Source organism: Lactobacillus pasteurii DSM 23907 = CRBIP 24.76 (assembly GCF_000297025.1).
Taxonomy (GTDB): Bacteria; Bacillota; Bacilli; order Lactobacillales; family Lactobacillaceae; genus Lactobacillus; species Lactobacillus pasteurii.
Genome location: NZ_CAKD01000016.1, coordinates 1 through 20,636, shown reverse-complemented (window position 1 = coordinate 20,636; position 20,636 = coordinate 1). Strand labels below are relative to the sequence as shown.

General features: G+C 41.2%; 19 protein-coding genes and 1 tRNA gene. 16 read left to right on the top strand and 4 right to left on the bottom strand.

The features are described from left to right. Positions 1-5: 5 nt before the first annotated feature. A complete protein-coding gene (locus BN53_RS03690) occupies positions 6-743 on the bottom strand; it encodes a hypothetical protein (RefSeq protein WP_009559578.1) in 738 nt (245 codons plus the stop codon). A 12-nt stretch (positions 744-755) separates the two neighbouring features. Then, positions 756-1,178, bottom strand: a complete 423-nt coding sequence (locus BN53_RS03685) for a PAS domain-containing protein (RefSeq protein ID WP_009559577.1) — start codon at positions 1,176-1,178, stop codon at positions 756-758. A gap of 143 nt (positions 1,179-1,321) precedes the next feature. On the opposite strand from BN53_RS03685, the gene BN53_RS03680 reads away from it, so the two are divergent. Beyond that, a complete protein-coding gene (locus BN53_RS03680; protein ID WP_009559576.1) occupies positions 1,322-2,014 on the top strand; it encodes a 2,3-diphosphoglycerate-dependent phosphoglycerate mutase in 693 nt (230 codons plus the stop codon). A gap of 48 nt (positions 2,015-2,062) precedes the next feature. Here the strand turns inward: BN53_RS03680 and BN53_RS03675 are convergent, their stop codons facing one another. Further along, positions 2,063-2,308 carry a hypothetical protein gene (locus BN53_RS03675; protein ID WP_009559575.1) on the bottom strand — a complete coding sequence of 82 codons (246 nt, stop codon included), beginning with the start codon at positions 2,306-2,308 and terminating at the stop codon, positions 2,063-2,065. A 567-nt stretch (positions 2,309-2,875) separates the two neighbouring features. Here BN53_RS03675 and BN53_RS03670 point away from each other — a divergent pair. The 15 genes from BN53_RS03670 (at position 2,876) to BN53_RS03600 (ending at position 20,095) form a co-directional block, all read left to right on the top strand. Then, a complete protein-coding gene (locus tag BN53_RS03670; protein ID WP_009559574.1) occupies positions 2,876-4,060 on the top strand; it encodes an LCP family protein in 1,185 nt (394 codons plus the stop codon). After that, positions 4,047-4,664, top strand: coding sequence for a glycerol-3-phosphate acyltransferase (locus BN53_RS03665; RefSeq protein WP_009559573.1), 618 nt, complete (start codon positions 4,047-4,049; stop codon positions 4,662-4,664). Before BN53_RS03670 ends, BN53_RS03665 begins: the two co-directional genes overlap by 14 nt. Positions 4,665-4,706: 42 nt before the next feature. Further along, on the top strand, positions 4,707-7,679 hold the full coding sequence (locus BN53_RS03660; protein ID WP_009559572.1) for an LTA synthase family protein: 2,973 nt from the start codon (positions 4,707-4,709) through the stop codon (positions 7,677-7,679). A gap of 259 nt (positions 7,680-7,938) precedes the next feature. Then, positions 7,939-9,201, top strand: a complete 1,263-nt coding sequence (gene tyrS / locus BN53_RS03655; RefSeq protein WP_009559571.1) for a tyrosine--tRNA ligase — start codon at positions 7,939-7,941, stop codon at positions 9,199-9,201. 66 nt (positions 9,202-9,267) lie between these two features. Beyond that, positions 9,268-9,340 (top strand) — tRNA-Thr (locus tag BN53_RS03650). Between the two features lie 131 nt (positions 9,341-9,471). After that, complete coding sequence (locus tag BN53_RS03645) at positions 9,472-10,125, top strand: HD domain-containing protein (RefSeq protein WP_009559570.1); 654 nt, start codon at positions 9,472-9,474, stop codon at positions 10,123-10,125. Between the two features lie 79 nt (positions 10,126-10,204). Continuing rightward, positions 10,205-11,347 (top strand): IMP dehydrogenase, encoded by a 1,143-nt coding sequence (gene guaB, locus BN53_RS03640; protein WP_040537303.1) that lies wholly within the window; start codon positions 10,205-10,207, stop codon positions 11,345-11,347. A gap of 215 nt (positions 11,348-11,562) precedes the next feature. Then, on the top strand, positions 11,563-13,185 hold the full coding sequence (locus BN53_RS03635) for a peptide ABC transporter substrate-binding protein (RefSeq protein ID WP_009559568.1): 1,623 nt from the start codon (positions 11,563-11,565) through the stop codon (positions 13,183-13,185). A 130-nt stretch (positions 13,186-13,315) separates the two neighbouring features. After that, complete coding sequence (opp3b, locus tag BN53_RS03630; RefSeq protein ID WP_009559567.1) at positions 13,316-14,245, top strand: oligopeptide ABC transporter permease; 930 nt, start codon at positions 13,316-13,318, stop codon at positions 14,243-14,245. Beyond that, positions 14,245-15,276: an ABC transporter permease gene (locus BN53_RS03625; protein WP_009559566.1), complete on the top strand. Its 1,032-nt coding sequence runs from the start codon at positions 14,245-14,247 to the stop codon at positions 15,274-15,276. Before opp3b ends, BN53_RS03625 begins: the two co-directional genes overlap by 1 nt. Positions 15,277-15,290: 14 nt before the next feature. Further along, complete coding sequence (locus tag BN53_RS03620; protein WP_009559565.1) at positions 15,291-16,319, top strand: ABC transporter ATP-binding protein; 1,029 nt, start codon at positions 15,291-15,293, stop codon at positions 16,317-16,319. Positions 16,320-16,340: 21 nt separating this feature from the next. Further along, complete coding sequence (locus tag BN53_RS03615) at positions 16,341-17,279, top strand: ABC transporter ATP-binding protein (RefSeq protein ID WP_009559564.1); 939 nt, start codon at positions 16,341-16,343, stop codon at positions 17,277-17,279. A gap of 23 nt (positions 17,280-17,302) precedes the next feature. Then, positions 17,303-18,616 carry a C1 family peptidase gene (locus BN53_RS03610; protein ID WP_009559563.1) on the top strand — a complete coding sequence of 438 codons (1,314 nt, stop codon included), beginning with the start codon at positions 17,303-17,305 and terminating at the stop codon, positions 18,614-18,616. A 258-nt stretch (positions 18,617-18,874) separates the two neighbouring features. Then, entirely contained in the window at positions 18,875-19,336 is a 462-nt protein-coding gene (gene greA / locus BN53_RS03605; protein ID WP_009559562.1) for a transcription elongation factor GreA, read from the top strand. Between the two features lie 96 nt (positions 19,337-19,432). After that, positions 19,433-20,095, top strand: coding sequence for a CPBP family intramembrane glutamic endopeptidase (locus BN53_RS03600; RefSeq protein WP_009559561.1), 663 nt, complete (start codon positions 19,433-19,435; stop codon positions 20,093-20,095). 124 nt (positions 20,096-20,219) lie between these two features. Here BN53_RS03600 and BN53_RS09990 read toward each other — a convergent pair whose 3' ends face one another. Next, positions 20,220-20,348, bottom strand: coding sequence for a hypothetical protein (locus BN53_RS09990; RefSeq protein ID WP_009559560.1), 129 nt, complete (start codon positions 20,346-20,348; stop codon positions 20,220-20,222). Positions 20,349-20,636 lie beyond the last annotated feature (288 nt).

Here is a 20,636-nt window from a genome sequence, read left to right as displayed (position 1 = left end):
CCCCTCTAATCGGATAAGACAACCGCTGAGGCTAAGACTTTCTTAGGAACAGATAGTGGCGGCAGTTGATTGATCTGATCGGCAGTAAACTGCAAGTGCTTGATCTGGCCGGATTCGCTATATTTAGAATCGATCTTAAGGCTAGTCAAGTTAGACTTAGAGTCAGTGTCGATTGTGATCTTAGAAGACTTAGGCTTAACTTCGTTGAGGTCTAAGCCGATGACTGAAGTGATCACCTGGTTGTCTGAAATATCCTGCCAGATTTTCTGGCTATTACCATTATAAGTCAAACGGTAACCTTTATTATTTTTAGCTACTTTAAATAATTTGGCGTCGCTGGTAAATGACATTAAGGCAATCTTGGCTGCATCGCCAGTTAGATTGCTATAAGACGAGGACTTGGACAAGCTAGTCTTGAACCATTTCTCACTAGCTGTGCCTTCCATCTTGACATAGCTGTGCTTGCCCTTGATCCAGAGCTGGTAGTGGTTGGAATCAGTCGTGAAGTTGGCATAAAGCACTAAAGGAGCCTTGCTATATTTGGCAGTCGTCTTTTGCAAGACTTGTCGGTTAGAGTTTGTTTGCTGCCAAGTGGCGTGCATGGTCTTGAAGTTGGTTTTGCTAGTTTTGACTAAAATGCTCTGGGCACTAGGCAAAGCTATTTTTGGCTTTTGCTCTGCTTTTTTGCTACAAGCACTAAGCAGAAGGAGCCCTAGCAAGGGGATGAGGAGTTTCTTTTTCATAATTGGGCCTTTCTATTTTTTGAAGATGGCTTTTAGATTGCGCCAAAAACTTCCTTTGACTTGTAAAGCCTTGATAGGCTGGGTGACTTCAACGCAGCCGATGTATTTGCCGTCGTCATTATGCAAGCTATAAAAGGAAATATTGACCGGCTGGCCTTTTTTCTTGATATTGATTGAGATATCATGTCTTTCTCCGGCATGCATTTGGGCTAGGACCTGCTTGACGTGCTTTTGGCTTTTGCCGGGATGAACTTCAAAGACGGTTTTGCCAACATCGCTTTCTGTGCGCTTAAATAAGCGATCCTTGTTCATAGAAGACCAGACTACGCGGTCTTGATCGTCGAGTACATCGAACTCTTGTGGAATAGTTTTGAAAATGGCGTTTAGCTGATCTAGGGTCAATTGGCCACCAATCAAATTAATTTTTTCTGTCATCATTTCACCTTTCCAAATAAAAAACTTACTTATCTATTTTACCACGAAATTAGAAATCGCTTTTTTTCCCGATTTCCTATGAAAAAATCGAATAAGCGTGTAAAATAGTTACGGAAACATTGTATTTTCAAAGGAGATATTTCATGTCTAAATTAGTATTGATCCGTCATGGACAAAGCCAATGGAACCTTTCTAACCAATTTACTGGTTGGGTTGATGTAAACCTTTCAGACAAAGGTGTTGAAGAAGCTAAGAAGGCTGGTCGTTTAATCAAGGAACACGGTCTTCAATTCGACCAAGCTTACACTTCAGTATTGACTCGTGCAATCAAGACTTTGCACTTTGCTCTTGAAGAAAGTGGTCAACTTTGGATTCCTGAAACTAAGACTTGGAGACTTAACGAACGTCACTACGGTGCTCTTCAAGGCTTAAACAAGAAGGACACTGCTGAAAAGTACGGCGACGAACAAGTTCACATTTGGCGTCGTTCATACGATGTTTTGCCACCAGTTATCGAAGACGACTCAGAATACAGCCAAGCACATGACCGTCGTTACGCTAACCTTGACCCACACATCGTACCAAAGGCAGAAAACTTAAAGGTTACTCTTGAAAGAGTTATGCCATTCTGGGAAGACCACATTGCTCCAGACTTACTTGCAGGCAAGAACGTAATTATCGCAGCTCACGGTAACTCACTTCGTGCTTTGACTAAGTACATCGAAAACATTTCTGACGAAGACATCATGGACTTAGAAATGAAGACTGGTGAACCAGTTGTTTACACTTTCGATGAAGAATTGAACGTTGTTAACAAGGAAAAGTTAGACGACTAATTTAAATCAAAAAAGACTCTATCCGTTAGGATAGGGCCTTTTTTGTTGCTATTTAATTGGGCGAGCGTAAGTGATCTTGCCACTCATCAAATATTCACCAAGGGAATCCCCTAAGATTGAGCGATGAACTGGACCAGTGCCGTCGCTTCCGCCTTCTTCGATGATTTGTGTTTGCCAGCCGCTGTATGTACCATATGCTTTAACGGTAATAGAACTTGTAAATACAAATAGACTCAGTAAGAAAATTAGGCCTAAACCGCTTTTAATTAAACGAAGGCGGGGTGCTGGTTTCATTCTTACTCTTCCTTTCTAAAACACATACTATGCATTCTGTCTTCGTATAGCGTAGTATAGCAAGAAAAGGGCGCAAATGCCTATTGCCTTAGCAAAATATTTTTGGACAAAAAAAGAAGGCACCAGCGGTGCCTCCCTTTTTATCAACTTGCTCCAAAACTAACTTAAATTCTTAATTCATGGAACACAACCATTATATTATAAATTCTGAATTAATTCCATTATTTTTTAATAAGATAAGGGCTAAAAACAACAAACTTATGAAATTCTTTAATTTATTTGTATCATCGAACAATTATCAAGTATGATAAAATCAATAGGTTAAGCGTTTCCTTATCAAGAATGAATTTACTGGGCATGAAATTATAAATTGACCATGATCTCCAAAATTGAATTGACACAGTCCCTACTGCATGGTACTTTCAAAATGGTTAAATACCATTTAAAAGACTAAATTTTTCGGATAGAAAGTAACGATTTCAATAAGATCAGAAAGCAGGGCTACAGTGATCTGCTTTTTTTGCTATAATACATACATTGTGGATTAAACAATAATAGGTAAACAGAATGAAGAACAACGATAAACTTCCCGCAAGTCGTCGAGTTGACTTGCATGCCAAAGAATATCATAAGAAGAATCACCTCCTGGCTTGGATCTTGAGCATTGTGGCGGTGGCAGTCATTGCGGCTGCTTCATATTCAGCTTACATCTACTTCAAGACCAAGAATGCGGTGGATCAGACTTATGACCATAACAACAGCGTCAAGATTAACAGCGGAGAATTCAACGGCAAGAATTCTTTTGCCGTCTTATTGATGGGAACTGATACGGGGGCCTTAGATCGAAAGGAAAAGATCGGCAACACTGATACTTTGATTCTGGCCATCGTCAACCCTAAGAAGAAGCGCTACAGCTTGGTCTCGATTCCGCGTGATACGATGGCGCAGATGATTGGCAGTCAAGATTTCCAAGTCGAAAAGATCAACGCAGCTTACCCGCTAGGCGGAGCTAAGATGTCGATGAAGACTGTTTCGAGTCTGATCAATGTGCCGATTAAGTATTATGCCTTAGTCAATATGGGCGGAATTATGAAGATGATTCGCTATGTAGGCGGAATTGACATTAAGCCGCTTTTGTCATTTGAATATGGCGGATATATTTTCAAAGAGGGCAAGTTGACCCATATGGGCGGCGGGGGTGCTTTAGCTTATTCAAGAATGCGCTATGACGATCCAGCAGGCGACTATGGCCGCCAGAAGCGGCAAAGACAAGTCATTACCGCTTTGATTACTAAGGCCTTGTCGACTAACTCCTTGACTAACCTGGATAAGATCTTGAATGCTGTCTCGGGCAATGTCAGGACCAACTTGACTTTCTCAGCTCTGCAGTCAATTGTGCTCAATTATCGCTCAAGTGCTAAAACGGTTAAGAGCGACTACTTGCACGGCTACAATGCCTACATTGGCGATGCTGCTTATCAGATTCAGCCAACTAGCGAATTACAAAGAATCTCTGACTATGTCAGAGGCGAGCTGGGTCTTGAAAAGGTAAAAGTTGACAACAACGAAACCTACCAGAATAAGAAGAACATTGCAAATGGCTTCAGTTTTGACTCCAGCAAGGATCAAAATTATACCATTTACACTTACCCAGATACTGGCGATAGCCAAGTAGTTAGTGGCCAGTCCAGTGACTCTAGCCAGTCGTCATCAACTGATTTGACTTCGGGAGATAGCAATGGCCAGAGTTAGTTCGATTTTGATAGGATATGTTTTTGGCAATTTGCTATTTGCGATGATTATTGGCAAGCTGGTGCTAAAGCTTGATCCGACTGAGTATGGTTCAGGCAATCCAGGTACGGCCAATATGGGGGCTGTTTTTGGCAAAAAGATTGGCAGCTTGACGGCGCTTGGCGATTTGCTGAAGACGGGATGCGCTTTATTGATTGTCTATCAGCTCTTTAAAGAGCCAGTTTACCTAGCTTATGTAGGACTAGGATTAGTTTTGGGACATTGCTTTCCAATATGGAATCATTTCAAAGGTGGCAAAGGCGTTGCAGTTGCTTGCCTACTAGCTGTTTCCTATGATTGGAAGGCTGGATTTATTACATTGCTGATTGCGTTAGTTTTGACGGCTATCATGCAGAATTTAACAATCCCACCTCTTGTGTTTATGCTGTTATTTAGTTTCTATGTAATAACTCAAGCGCAAGAAGCAGGGATAGTATTTTTGATTATTGCTTTGATTATGGCTTGGCAATTTCGCTATGATCTGGTGGACTTTTTTACAGGAAAAGGCAAGAAAGTCGACATTTTGTACACGATCAAGAAAAAGCTGGGTATTATCAAGCAGTAATTGAAAGGCAAATTCATTAGTAAGGACTAGATATTTAGAAAGATGAATGAGAGTAGAAACAAGACTTTGACGCTTTGGCAGATTCTCTGCCTGCTGGCTGCAACTTTCTTGATGTTGATGCAGGTTTACTCCCTCGGAAATAGCTTGGGACGCTTTCCATTAGGAGGCATTTGGCGCTATCTTCCAGCAACGCTTGAAAGTGCAACTATGGCTTTTGTGCCAATGGTGTTTGGTGCAGTTTATAGTAAGAGAAAGGTCAGCTTGACTGAAGCTTTCCGCTTTTGGATTTTAGGCTTTGCGACCTTGGTATTGTACTATTTGGCATATACCTTGAAGTCGCCTGGCGGATTCAACATGTGGAAATTCTGGGGCGTATTTTTCCCAATTTTGACTAGTACGTCAGTGCTTTTCTCAGGGTTGATCTTTTCAATCATTGCTCAGCCATATATTTATGACTTGCAACACAAGATTAGTTCTAAGCAGAACTTGCTTTTGCTTAGTGCTTTGATAGTTGTAGGCTTTGCAACTAGTGCTGGTACGATGATCTTCAGTTATTCAATTTACGGCCTATATTTGGTGCTGTATTTTGCCTGGGGGATGTATTTAGCTAATATCGACATTACTAGCAAAATCTACAAGGGATCATTTTTGACGGGAATTTTCTCTTTCTTGGTAGTATTGATTGGTGTACCGGGCTTTAACGGGGTTTACTGGTATCAATTGCTATCAGGTCGAGTAGGGAAGTTCTGGAACAGATTCTTCTTGAACAACCCAAGTTCTCCAGCAATTGCCTTATTGGTTATTTCTGCTTTTATTATCTTTAGAAAAACCATCAAATCATTCTCTGCTAAAGAGATGCGCTACTTCATTCCAGTCATTATCTTCATGCAGGCTCCAATTTCGAAGTCATTCATGAATTTCCACTTTACGGAAAGTGCTGGACTTAACAAGCTGATCATGATTGTGATCATGAGCTTGGTCAGCGTTTTGCTTTATGCAGTTTATCGCAAGTATCTATTTAGAATTAGACCGGTTAAGAAGACTTTGCTTAAGCTCAGCCAGGCTAAGAACTTTGCGCAAGTATTGGAAGATAGCTGGTATGCTGCTAAGGCCTGGGTAATTGAACACCGAGTTAAGCTACTTACTTGGGCTTGGTTCTATGTCTTGAGTTTTGTCTCATTCTTGATTGAATCAGATGGCTTGCGAATTCAAATTTCGACGGCGACTGACATCAACGCCGTAATCTTCTTATTGGGAACTAGATTCTTTGCAATCATTTTGACGACTATCTTCTTAGACGCCATGTTCTCAATCTTCTACTTTGTTACTACCCGCTACTGGACTTCTAATGTCTTAGTCAGCGTGATTGCTATTGGTTGGGCTGTAGCTAACAAGATCAAGCTTAATTTGCGTGGGGAGCCAATTTATCCAAGTGAATTAAGTGAAGCAACCAACATCAAGACCTTGATCCCAATGGTCGGTGGCAAGACAGTTATTGCGATTGTCGTTGCTTTAGTAATTATTATTGCCTTAACGGTCTTTTTGGAAGTTAAATTCAAGGTCAAGAAGAAGGGTACTTGGAAACACCGCGGTATTTGGGCGCTACTCAGCTTGCTTTTATTCTTGACCCCAGCTAGATTCAACCATGATGGCAGCTGGATTTATTACATCAACCGCGGTTTTGACAACCGTCAATCATTTAGAAACCCAGAACGTGACATCCAGATCAACGGTCCAATCTTGAACTTCTTCAACTACATCGACTTGCAGATTATGGATGAACCAGCAGGATATTCTAAGACAGCCATCAGCAACTTGGCTAAGGAATACCAGAAGGTAGCTGATGAAATCAATAAGACTAGAACCAACAATTTGAAGGATCAAACAATCGTCTTCAACTTGAGTGAAAGTTTTGTTGATCCACATACCTTCCCAACTATTAGATTCGACAAGTCAGTACCAAATCCAGTCAAGTTTATCGAATCATTGAAGAATAAGACGACTTACGGTAACATGCTTTCAGCCGGTTATGGTGGTGGTACGGCTAACATGGAATGGGAAAGCTTGACTGGTTTGAACATGGGATTATTCAAGTCAACTTTGACTCCTTATGTTCAAATCGTTCCTCGCTACTCATACTACCCAACTATCGGGATGAACTTCGACTACAAGTCAGCCGTTCACCCATTCATTGGTACTTACTACTCAAGAATTGAAGACTATAAGCGCTTCAAGTTCAACAAGTTCGTTTACCTTGGTTCTAAGTACAAGATTATTGACCAAAAGAAGCTAGGCAAGAGTTCATACAACTCTGACTTCACTGCTTATGCTAACGGCTTGAAGCAGATCAATGAACGCTCAGGCGGTCAATTCATTAACTTGATCACCATTCAAAACCACATGCCATATAACGACTGGTATCCAAAGAACGAATACATGGACAAGTTCAGTGGTGACTTATTCACTGATGGTGCCGTTAAGCAGCAAATGGCTACTTACATCAAGGGTGTTCAATACACTGATGAAGCAGTCAAGCAATTTATTAGCGAAATCAACAAGATTAAGAAGCCAATCACTGTAGTCTTCTACGGTGACCACTACCCAAGTATTTTGTCACAAAGCTACACTTCTCAATACCCAGTTCAAATGCACTCAACGCGCTACTTCATTTACTCAAACACTTATGCGCGCAAGCACGGTGCTAAGGGCAAGATCAAGTCACGGGCTAACTACGTCAACACTAGTGACTTCATTGCAATGATGCTTGAACAAACTAACTCAAAAGTCACCCCATACCAAGCCCTCTTGACTAAGGTTCATGAAGAATTGCCAGCCTTGACTATCAACTACGAAGGTGACAAGGGCTTTGAACTAATTGACCAAAAGGGTAGAAGAGTCGACCCTAAGACTTTAACCAGCAAGCAGCAACAAATCCTGAGAGATTACGAATTGATCCAATACGACATGACTGCTGGGGATGCTTATGGTCTAAAGCAGGCAGGTTTTTACAAATAAAATTTATTAGTTGACTATTAGAAAGAAACTAAGTAAGATCATTATTAACAATAAGTAGCAATTTGGCTCGGCGTTCAGAGAACTAGCGGGTGGTGCAAGCTAGGCAGGCCAAGATTGCGAAATACTAATAGGGTAGTTCCTATAGCAACTGTTTAAAGGTGCAGATAGCACGAACGTGGGTGGTACCACGGCTAATAATGATATTTAGTCGTCCCTTGGGCTTAGGCTCAAGGGGCGTTTTTTATTGGAGGGAAATTTAATGGCAAAGTTTGATATTTTAGAAGATTTGAAATGGCGCGGAGCTATCAACCAAGAAACCGATGAAGAAGGCTTGCGCAAGTACTTAGCAGAACATGATGACCTTTCTTTATACTGCGGAACTGACCCAACAGGCGATTCTTTGCACATCGGTCACTTGATCCCATTCATGATCTTGAAGAGATTCCAAATGGCTGGCTACCACCCAGTTATCTTGATCGGTGGTGGTACTGGTGCAATCGGTGACCCATCAGGCCGCAAGACTGAACGTGTGCTTCAAACAGCTGAACAAGTTAAGCACAATGAAGAAGCTTTGACTAACCAAATGAAGAAGTTGTTTGGTACTGAAAACTTCGAAATCAAGAACAACGCTGATTGGCTTGGCAAGATGAACTTGCTTGACTTCTTGCGTGATTACGGTAAGTACTTCCAAGTTAACAACATGATCAACAAGGATGTTGTAGCCAGCCGTTTGGAAAATGGTATTTCATTTACTGAATTTTCATACCAAATTTTGCAAGCCATTGACTTCCACCACATGAACGTTAACGATGGCGTTCAAATGCAAATCGGTGGTAGTGACCAATGGGGCAACATCACGGCTGGGATTGACTTGATTCACAAGCTTGAAGGATCAGATCGTCCAGCCTTTGGTTTGACTATTCCATTGATGCTTAAGGCTGACGGAACTAAGTTTGGTAAGTCTGCTGGTGGTGCAGTATGGCTTGATCCTGAAAAGACTAGCCCTTACGAATTCTACCAATTCTGGATCAACCAAGATGACCGCGACGTAGTTAAATACTTGAAGTACTTCACTTTCCTTGACCGCGAAGAAATTGAAGCTTTAGCTAAGGCAACTGAGGAAGAGCCTTGGAAGCGTACTGCTCAAAAGCGTTTGGCTGAAGAAGTAACTAAGTTCGTTCACGGACAAGAAGGCTTAAAGGAAGCTCAAATGATTACTGAAGCCTTGTTCTCAGGCGAAATCAAGGATCTTTCAGTTAAGCAAATCGAATCAGCCTTGAAGTCAGCTCCAAGTGCTGAAACTTCAAGCGAAGCTAAGAACATCGTTGACTTCTTAGTTGAAACCAAGATCGAATCATCTAAGCGTCAAGCTAGAGAAGACGTATCAAATGGTGCGATCTACGTTAACGGCGAAAGAGAAGATGACTTAGACTTTGTCATTGATCCAGCTGCTGGCTTTGACGGCAAGTATGTCATTATCCGCAAGGGTAAGAGAAAGTACACTTTGGTACATGTAAAATAATGTTTTTCAAGAAGATGGATTATCATTCAATAGCTGATAATCCATCTTTTTTGGTATAATAAAGGCGCTACTTTAGCTCAGGAGGTAGAGCACCGCCGTGGTAAGGAGGAGGGCCCCAGTTCAAATCTGGGAAGTAGCTTTGGACAAAGATATTCTAAAAAGTTTCTGTTAACAGAAAAAATCCGGCCAAAAGTCGAAAAGTTTCTGTCTACAGAAACTTTTGCAATAATTAGGGTAAAATTTCTGTTAGTTAATAGAAAGGTTGGAATTATGAACATCGAAGCAATAATTGAATTTGTCAAAGATCAACTCGAAAACGAAAAGACCGGCCACGACTTCTATCACGGTCAGCGCGTGGCTCATTTAGCCTTGAAAATGTATCTAGCTGATCATCCTAATGCAAACAAAAGTAACCGCATCAGTGCCATTATCCAAGCTGGAGGCTATTTGCACGATACGATTGATGAAAAAGTCTGCCCCGATCCTGAAAAAGTATTAGCTAAGATCAAGGATTTACTGGCTGAAGTAGGTTTTGAAGAACTAGAAATTGAAGATATTATTTTTACGATTACGCATATGTCTTTTTCTAAAAATATTGAACACCACTATCAACTGCCAATGAGCGGCCAATACGTCCAAGACGCCGACCGCATCGAAAGCCTAGGCGCCATGGGGATTGCCCGGGCCTTTACTTATGGAGGCAAACATGGGAATCTGATCTATGACCCAGCAATTAAGCCAGCAGAATTAGTGAGTCATGAGCAATACCGCCAGCATGAAGAAACGACTATCAATCACTTTTATGAAAAGCTCTTTAAGCTGGAAAACTTGATGAATACCGCTGGAGGGAAAAAAGAGGCCCACGAGCGAACAGAATATATGCGAGAATTCGTCGCTAAATTTATGGCTGAATGGGATGTGTAATTTCCACTTGACCAAAGCCCCAACTACTAGTAAAGTTAAACTAATTTATCGTTGCTTAGTAAATAAAAAGGAGCTTTTCATGTCAAATTGGGAAAATAAGTTTGCCAAAAAAGGTTTAACTTTTGATGATGTATTGTTGATTCCAGCTGAAAGTCACGTTTTGCCAAATGAAGTTGACTTGAGCACTAAGTTAGCTGACAATTTGCAATTGCACATTCCATTGATCAGTGCAGGAATGGATACTGTAACTGAAGGTGCCATGGGAATTGCGATGGCTTTGCAAGGTGGACTTGGAGTAGTGCACAAGAATATGTCAATTCAGGCTCAAGCTAGTGAAGTAGCCAACGTTAAGAGCGTAGTTGTGCCAGCTAGTGCAACTAAGGCAGCCGTTGACAGCGACAATCACTTGTTAGTAGCAGCTGCTGTTGGGGTTACTAGCGATACTTTTGAAAGAGCTGAAGCTTTGCTTGAAGCAGGTGCTGATGCCATCGTCATTGATACTGCCCACGGCCATTCAGCTGGTGTTTTGCGCAAGATTAAAGAAATTCGCGATCATTTCCCTAAGCAAACTTTGATCGCCGGCAATGTGGCAACTGGGGATGCTACTAGAGCCTTGTTTGATGCTGGCGTTGACGTAGTTAAGGTCGGAATTGGACCTGGTTCAATTTGTACGACTAGAATCGTTGCCGGTGTCGGCGTTCCGCAAATTACTGCCATTTACGAGGCTGCTTCTGCTGCTAGAGAATATGGCAAGCCAATCATCGCTGACGGTGGTATCAAGTATTCTGGCGATGTAGTTAAGGCTTTAGCAGCCGGCGGAAATGCCGTTATGCTTGGTAGTATGCTTTCGGGTACGACTGAAGCTCCTGGTCAATTATTTGAAGTAGATGGCAAGAAGTACAAGGCATACCGCGGCATGGGTTCAGTTGGTGCCATGGCTCAAGCTCATGGTTCAAGCGACCGCTACTTCCAAGGCGGGGTTAACGAAGCCAACAAGCTTGTTCCAGAAGGAATTGAAGCTCGCGTAGAATACAAGGGCGATGTTTCCGACGTAATCTTCCAAATCGACGGCGGTCTTCGTTCAGGTATGGGCTACTGCGGTGCAGCTGATATTCCATCATTGATCGAAAAGGCACAATTCGTTCAAATTACCAACGCCGGCTTGCGCGAATCGCATCCGCATGACGTTCAAATTACTAAAGAAGCTCCAAATTATAAATAATTCTTATTTTTCAGATTCCGGCCAAAAATGGTCGGAATTTTTTGTTGTTTTTAATAAAGGCTCTAAACATTGACGCTGCAATGATAATGATTAGAAGTTTGTGTTATTTTTCAATAAAAATAATAAAAAAGTGTTTGACTTTCAACTTTTCCGAGACTACACTTAAAAACAATTAAAATATTATAAATTATCTATGAGTTAGAGGAGTGAAGATAATGAAGCTTAAGAAAGTATTTAGTCTAGGTGCAGTTGCCCTAGTGTCTGCCTCAGTTTTGGCTGCATGTAGCTCGGGTAAAAGCAATAGTAGTTCATCAGCAAGTAAGCAAGTAATCAATTGGGAAGAAAGTGCAGAAATTCCTACAATGGATCTTTCTAAGGCTACAGATGTCACTAGTTTTAATCAACTTGGAAATGTTGAAGAGGGGCTCTACCGCTTGGGTGAACATGATAAGGTTGAAAATGCTTTGGCAACTAGTACTAAAGTTTCAAAGGATGGTAAAACCTGGACCTTTACTTTAAGAAAATCTAAATGGTCAGATGGGACACCTTTAACTGCGAAAGATTTCGTTTATTCATGGCAAAGAACAGTTAACCCAAAGACTGCTTCAGAATATTCATATTTGTTTGAAGGCATCCACAACGCTACTGAAATTTCAGCCGGCAAGGCCCCAGTTAGCTCTTTAGGTATCAAGGCCGAAGGCGACTACAAGCTAGTTGTTACTTTAGATAAACGTTTACCTTACTTTAAATTATTAATGGGCTTCCCACTATTTTTCCCACAACAACAAAAAGCAGTTGAAAAATATGGTTCCAAGTATGGTACCGCTTCTAAGTATATGGTTTATAATGGTCCATTTGTTCAAAAAGGTTGGACTGGTTCTAACCTTTCTTGGAAGTTAGTCAAGAACAACAACTACTGGGACAAGTCAGCAGTTAAATTGAAGGCAATCAACTACACCGTTCAAAAGACGCCATCAACTGCCTACAACCTTTACCAATCAAATAAACTTGATGCTGTAGTACTGGATTCACAGCAAACTAAAAACTTGAAGAGTCATGCTGGATTTACTTTAAGAGATACGGCTGCTACTTTCTACTTACAATTTAATGAAAGAAATAAGGCCTTTAAGAACGCAGATTTGCGTAGAGCAATCTCAATGTCAATTAATCGTAAGGCCTTAGGAAATGCTCTGGGCGGTTCAAATACTCCAGCAACTAGTCTTACTGCTAAAGGAGTGGTTAACCATGATGGTCAAGATTGGGCAGATGTAGTTGGTGATAAAGAATTTAATCAATACAACCCATCGGAAGCTAAAAAGTACTACAAGAAGGCTTTAAAGGAATTAGGATTAAAGAGTCTATCCTTCTCAATTTTATCTGATGATACCGATTCGGGCCAAAAGACTACCGAAACTTTGCAAAGTCAACTAGAAGAGAATCTTAGCGGTTTAAAGGTTTCAGTTGCCAATGTACCATTTAAGACCCGATTAAGTCGCTCGACTAATGGTAACTTTGATATCGTTGTTTCTGGTTGGTCAGCTGACTTCGCCGATCCAATTTCCTTCGTTGACCTCTTTACTTCAAAGAATGCCAACAACAATGGTAAATGGGCAAACGCTAAGTACGACCAATTAATTGCAGATTCTAAGTCAACTGGCGATGACGCTAAGCGCTGGAGCGACTTGAAGGAAGCCGAACAGATCTTGCTTAAGGATCAAGGTATTTCCCCACTTTACTACAAGACTGAAGCATGGCTTGTTCGTCCTTCAATCAAGGGCATTATCTACAACGGAGCTGGATTGAACTACAACTTTAAGTCAGCTTATGTAGCTAAATAACACAAGGAAAAGCAGTCTGGTACTGCTTTTTCTTATTTATAGGGGTTCCTTACTGACTAATAGTAAGAAATTTGCTATAATAACAAAAAACTTAAAGTTAAAAGCTAATATTAATCGAAGGAGCCAGATTATGACAAAGTACTTACTAAAACGAATCTTTTACATGATCTTAACTTTGTTTCTAGTGGCTACAATTACTTTCTTCTTGATGAAATTTATGCCGGGTTCGCCCTATGCAAATGAAGAAAAGTTGACTCCACAACAAATTCACATCATGAATGAACAATATGGCTTGAATAAGCCATTGATTGTCCAATACCTGCTTTATTTAGGTGGGATGCTACATGGGGACTTTGGAACTAGTTTCCAATATAGCAACCAGCCAGTTTCTAGCTTAATTGCTGCTAGACTTGGCGCATCCGTTCAATTGGGTTTGCAAGCTTTGATTGTCGGCGTAATCTTGGGCGTAATTATCGGCTCAATTGCTGCCATGAAGCAAGGAACCTGGGTTGATTCCACTGCTACAGTTATTGCCATCATCGGTAAGAGTGTTCCTAACTTTGTTTTGGCGGTACTACTCCAATACTACATTGGCTTGAAATTGGGCTGGTTCTCAATTGCCGGCTGGGGCGAATTCTCACAAACAATTTTGCCAACGATTGCTTTGTCAGTAGGGCCATTAGCTGAAACAGCCCGGTTCATCCGGACCAGTATGGTGGACACTTTAAGTAGCGATTATATTGAACTTGGCCGGGCGAAGGGATTGAGCCGAATGGAAGTTATCCGCAAGCACGCAATGCGCAACTCTTTCATTCCACTTGTAACCTTGATTGGTCCCTATGCCGTAGCTTTGATGACTGGTTCAATGGTTATTGAAAATATCTTCAACATTCCAGGAATCGGCGAACAATTTGTTAAGTCAATTTTGACTAATGACTATCCAACAATTATGGGCGTAACGATGGTTTACTGTATTGGTTTGGTGGTAATTTTATTGATTACCGACATCATTTACGGTTTGATCGACCCAAGAATTAGATTAGCAGGAGGCGAGCAGTAATGGATGAAAAAGAGCTTAACTTAACCGCAGCTGACTTTGAACCATTGCCAGAAGGTGCAGCTCAAGACAACGAAAAAATCTCCGGACCTTCGCTATCTTTTGGCCAAAATGTTTGGCTCCGTTTCAAGCAACGCAAGGCAGCAGTGATTTCTGCAATTATTATCATCGTGATGGTCCTAGTTGCCTTTGGTTCAACGCCTTTTATTAATAAGAGCACCTTGGTTAAATCTCACCCCCAATATGCCAACTTGCCTGCTAAAGTTCCTGGCCTTGATGCAATTAATGGTTTGAACGGCAAGATCAAGCAAAATGGTCAATGGGTTGATGCCTATGCTCAAAATAATGTACCAAAGGGCAAGTACTTTGTCGCCGGAACTGATTATTTAGGTCGCTCGCTTGGCCAAAGAATTATCTATGGTACCAAGATTTCCTTGATCGTTGCCTTAGTTGCTGCCTTCTTTGACCTAACTTTAGGGGTCTTTTATGGAATTGTTTCCGGATGGAAAGGCGGAGGAGTCGACAATGTCCTCCAGCGGATTATCGAAATTATTTCTTCAGTTCCTAACTTGATTATCGTTGTTTTGATGCTGGTTGTTTTGCACCCAGGTATCACTTCAATCATTTTGGCCATCGCCATTTCTAGTTGGACGACGATGGCAAGGCAGGTGCGGGCGGAGACTTTGAGTTTGAAGAATGAAGAGTACGTTTTGGCAGCTAGATCGTTAGGTGAATCAGGCTGGAAGATTGCCTGGAAGCACCTTGTGCCTAACCTTTCAAGTATCATCATTATCCAGACTATGTACACGATTCCTTCAGCCATCTTCTTCGAAGCCTTCTTGAGCTTCATCGGAATTGGTATCACGGCTCCAGAAACTTCACTTGGTGTACTTCTTAATGAAGGACAGAAGAATTTCCAATTCTTGCCATATCAAATGTGGTACCCAGCCATTGTCTTGTGTATCTTGATGATCGCCTTCAACTTGTTAGGCGACGGTTTGCGGGATGCCTTTGACCCAAGAGGACAGAAATAGAAAGGAAGACTTAAATGCCAGAGCGAATTTTAGATGTAAAAAATTTAAAAATTGACTTCCATACTTATGCTGGTGAAGTTAAGGCCATCCGGGATGTTTCTTTCCACTTGAATCAAGGCGAAACCTTGGCCATTGTAGGAGAATCCGGATCAGGCAAGTCAGTCACGACCAGATCAATCATTGGTCTATTAGCCAAAAACGCCAAAGTAATGGGCGGGGAAATCAACTTCCACGGCCAGAACTTACTTGATTTATCAGAAAAAGAATGGCAAAAGATTCGAGGTAACGAAATTGCCATGATTTTCCAGGATCCAATGACTTCTCTAGACCCAACCATGAAGATCGGTCAACAGATTGCCGAACCCTTGATCAAGCACAAGGGCGTTTCTAAAAAAGAAGCCTGGGCTAAGGCCCTTGAGATGATGAAGGCTGTTGGAATTCCTAATGCCGAAGAGCGAATCAACCAATATCCACACCAATTCTCTGGTGGGATGCGGCAGAGAATCGTGATTGCCATTGCCTTGATCTGTGAGCCTGAAATTCTTTTAGCCGATGAGCCAACGACTGCTTTGGACGTAACGGTTCAAGCTGAAATTTTGGACTTGATGAAAGACTTGCAAAAGCGAGTTAAGACCTCAATCATCTTTATTACCCACGACTTAGGCGTAGTTGCCGGCATGGCTGATCGAGTAGCCGTAATGTATGCTGGAGAATTTCTTGAATATGGTACAGTGGATGATATCTTTTACAATCCACAACACCCATATACTTGGGGCTTGATCAACTCAATGCCAACTCTAGAAAGTCAAAAGCTTGAAGCAATTCCTGGCACCCCACCAGACTTGCTTGATCCCCCTAAAGGCGATCCATTTGCACCGCGCAACGCTTATGCTATGAAGATTGATATTGAGCGTAAGCCTCCATTTTTTAAATTGTCAGATACGCACTATGCGGCTACTTGGCTTCTAGCTCCAGGTGCACCTAAGGTTGAACCACCAGCAGAAATTCAAAGACGCTGGGCTAAATTTAAAGCAATGCAATAACTACAGCGAAAGGAGAAAAAGATGGCAGAAAAGAAGGCACTTTTACAAGTAAAACATTTGAAGCAATACTTCAAAAATGGCCGTCAACTTACCAAGGCTGTAGATGATGTAAGCTTTGATATTTATGAAGGCGAAACTTTTGGCCTAGTAGGTGAATCAGGTTCAGGTAAGACGACAACTGGTCGCTCAATTTTACAATTGTATCATCCAACTTCTGGCGAGATAATTTTTGATGGAAAAGATGTCGCTAAAATGAAATCCCGCTCAGATCAATTGGCCTTTAGAAGACAAGCTCAGATGATCTTCCAGGATCCATATGCTTCATTGAATCCTAGAATGACAGTTGAAGACATTATTGCCGAAGGCTTAGACATCCACGGCCTGGTTAAAAATAAAGAAGAGCGCCGCCAGCGCGTTGAGGAGCTGCTAGAGACTGTTGGTCTTAACAAAAACCACGCCAGCCGTTTCCCTCATGAATTCTCAGGTGGTCAAAGACAGCGTATTGGCATTGCCAGAGCGCTAGCTGTCAAGCCTAAGTTTATCGTGGCTGACGAACCAATCTCAGCACTGGACGTATCAATTCAGGCTCAGGTAGTCAACTTGATGATCGACTTGCAAAAAGAAAAGGGACTAACATATTTATTTATCGCCCACGACTTATCAATGGTAAAATTTATTTCAGATCGAATTGGCGTAATGCACTTTGGCAAGCTACTTGAAGTAGGTCCAGCAGACGACGTTTATGATCGTCCCTTACATGATTACACCAAGAGCTTGATTTCAGCAGTGCCAATTCCAGATCCGGAAATCGAACGCAATCGTCACAGAATCAGCTACGACGCCCGCGAAGAATTTGATGGCAAAAAGCGGACCATGCACGAAATTCGCCCTGGTCACTTTGTCAGATGTAGCGATGACGAAGTAGCGCATTATGAGGCAATTGCGCAAAGCTATGAATAAGTTTTTTGAATAATGAGGTAAGTATGACACATCAACTATCATTCGACGAAATCAACCAGTTTAAAGAAGATTATGCTAGTCAAAGCCAAAACTACTTGGCTCAATTAGCCGTAGTTACTAACGGCGTGCAAAAGGCCAGCTACAATACGCAAGCAGTTGACCGTTTGAATCGAACTTTTTCAATTGAAATTCCAACAGACAATGTAACTAATCAAAAGCAATCTGGTCGTTGCTGGCTATTTGCGGCTTTGAATGTCTTAAGACATGAATTTGCTAAGAAGTATCAAGCAAAAAACTTCTTGCTTTCTCAAAGCTATCTCTTCTTCTGGGATAGAATTGAACGAGCAAATATTTTCTTAGATCGCGTAATTGAAACAGCTGATCTTGAGCTTGATGACCGCACAGTCCAATCATATTTCCGTGCCCCCGACACTGATGGCGGTCAATGGCACATGGCAGTTTCTTTAATTAGAAAATATGGCCTAGTCCCTGCTTATGCTCAAACCGAAAGCTTCACAGCTAATAATACAGCTGCTTTCAACCAAGCCCTTAACATGAAATTGCGCGAAGATGGTTTGATTTTGCGTCAGCTTGTCAAAGAAGGTAAGAGTCAGGAAGTTGAAGCAAAGCGCAAGGAATTCTTGAGCGAAATTTACCGCATGGCAGTCATCGCCTTTGGTCAACCGGTTGAAAAGTTTGACTTGGAATATAAAGACGACCAAGGTCAATACCAAATCAAGCAAAATCTAACTCCATTAGACTTCTTCCATGAATACTTCACAGATGATTTGGATGACTATGTAGTTGTCTTCAATGCACCTGACCACGAATTTGGCAAGCTCTATGCTTTGCCATTTGAAGACAATGTGGTTGGCGGCAGTCCAGTAAGATTCTTGAATGCGGAAATTGACGTCTTGAAAAAGGCCGCCATCGAGCAGTTGAAGGCCGGAGAAACTTTCTGGTTTGGTTGTGATGTTGGCAAGTCAAGTGACCGTCAAGCAGGAATCTTGGCTGCGGATTTATATCAAACAGATGCCATCTTTGGCATTGAAACCAAGCTAGACAAGAAGGCTAGAATGTTGACTGGTGCCAGTGGTTCAACGCATGCGATGACGATGGTCGGCGTTGATGTAGTTGATGGTCAGGCTCGTCAATGGAAAGTAGAAAATTCTTGGGGCGAAAAAGTCGGCAAGAATGGTTACTTTGTCATGGATGATGAGTGGTTTGACGAATATTTATTTAAAGTAGTCGTTAAAAAGCAATACTTGCCAGCAGAATTAGTCAAAATTGCTCAAGGTACAGCTGAAGCGGTCAAGCCATGGGATTCAATGGCCTAAAAATCGAGTAATAGCAAAAAAGCCCGAAGGATAAACCTTCGGACTTTTTTTGTAGAGAATTATTTCAACTGATTACTTATAGGACTTCTTGCATTTTATTATAAGATAATCAATTTGAATTGACTCATCACTATTATTAACATTAGTAGCGCTGTTAGTCAATACATCACTATCATACTTTTACTGGCTGAAGTTTGCAACTGTTACAGCAAAAATGGTAATGTTACTGGTAGTAAGAAAAAGTTGAAGGAAGAAAAAATGGTTTATTTTCAAAAAATGACACCAGAAGGCTATCAAGAAATCAAAGATGAAATAGCCAGATTGAAGCAAGATCGTCCCCGCAGAGTCAAAATTTTGCAAGCAGCCAGGGCACTAGGAGATTTGTCTGAAAACACCGAATATTCAGAAGCTAAGCGCGATTTAGGACATTTGGATAGTCGGCTTAGATATTTAGATAAACAGCTTAAATATGCTGAAATTGTCGAAACAAACGAAGACGGCTTGGTAGATCTGGGCAAGCTTGTTAGCTTGAAGTTTGAAGATGACGATGAAACAGAAGAATATAAGATCGTTGGCCGTATGGAAGCAGATTTATCTAAAGGTAAAATTTCCTTTGATTCGCCACTTGGACAAGCAATCATGAAGCAAAAAGCAGGCAGCACTGTAACTGTCGAAGCTCCTGCAGGTAATTATCAAGTTACAATTGTTGCAATCAATTAGTCATTAGCAATAAAAATGTAAATGATTCGTATAGTTTGCTTCGTATGTTTGGTATAATATAAGTTTAATGGGTAAATTATTGTTAGGGGTGGAAGAATGAATACACCTAGTTCTAGGGAAGGTAACCTAATTAGATATATTGTGTACCTAATTGGCTATTTCATGGTGATTGGCACCATGAAATTGGTAATGGGCAATTCACCACTTCGGGTTTGGGATATCATATTATATGGTCTAGTAACGTCAATGGTCCTGCTACTATATGTGTATCGATTTGGCCGAGAACAACGCTTTTTTGAGCGCGCCAATTCCTTACCCTGGCTGGGGGATTTTGGACTGACAATTTCGATTACCCTGGGAATTGTTGCTAGCCGTATTTTAGTCATGTATTTGCAGACTCAAGGCAAGATTCCAGTCTATAGTTTTTCAACAATTTATCTCAAGCATGAATCTACCAGTCTGTTCTGGTATTTGATGATTGCTCAAGGAATTGTCCTGCCAATTTTGCAAGAATTTTTAGCTACGGGCTTTTTATTCAACTATCTCTTCAGAGATAACACAAGGGCAGTGGCGGTTCTGGGAATTGTTGTATCGGGAATTTTGTTTAGTTTGTTCAATTTCCAAGGATCCATTGCTTTATTCTTGGTAAATGTGGCTTATGGGATGGTCTATGCTTGGATCTATCTTTATACGCAGACGCTAAGAATGCCAATGTATCTAGCCACATTGAGTGGAGTTTTGACAATTATTATGATCTAATTGCAGAAAATAACAGAAGTCGATAACTATAATTTGCTAGTTATCGGCTTTTTGCTTGCAATGCAAAATAAAAGACGACCAGCTTGCGCCAGTCGCCTTGTGGGGGAGTCCATACTCTTATTTATTAACTAATGCCGAGTTCCTTCTTTTGCTCGGCAATGATGTCATCCAACTTGCTTTGGTCAAAGTCTAGATAACGCTGATGAACTTTTTCTTTAATGTCTTTTGGTGGAATGCTCATTGTTAACAACATGCTCACTGCGCCTTCTTTCTGATTGCTTCTAGCTACTCTTAGATGAACTTCTGTAAATGATCACGATCTAGTTGATCCATCAATCTTAGGAATTCGTTCTTTACCAAAGTATAGCACTACAGATATTTGTGTTGTCACCCGTTAAATCTTAAGAAATGTTAAAACTGAAAAATTAAAAAAATAAATTGCCGTTTTTTGCGTATTTAAATAATGGAGGGGTAATTTTTTATCCCTACTACTATCTGAAATGAGGAAACTTCATGTCTCATGAAGCAAAATACGTTCCGC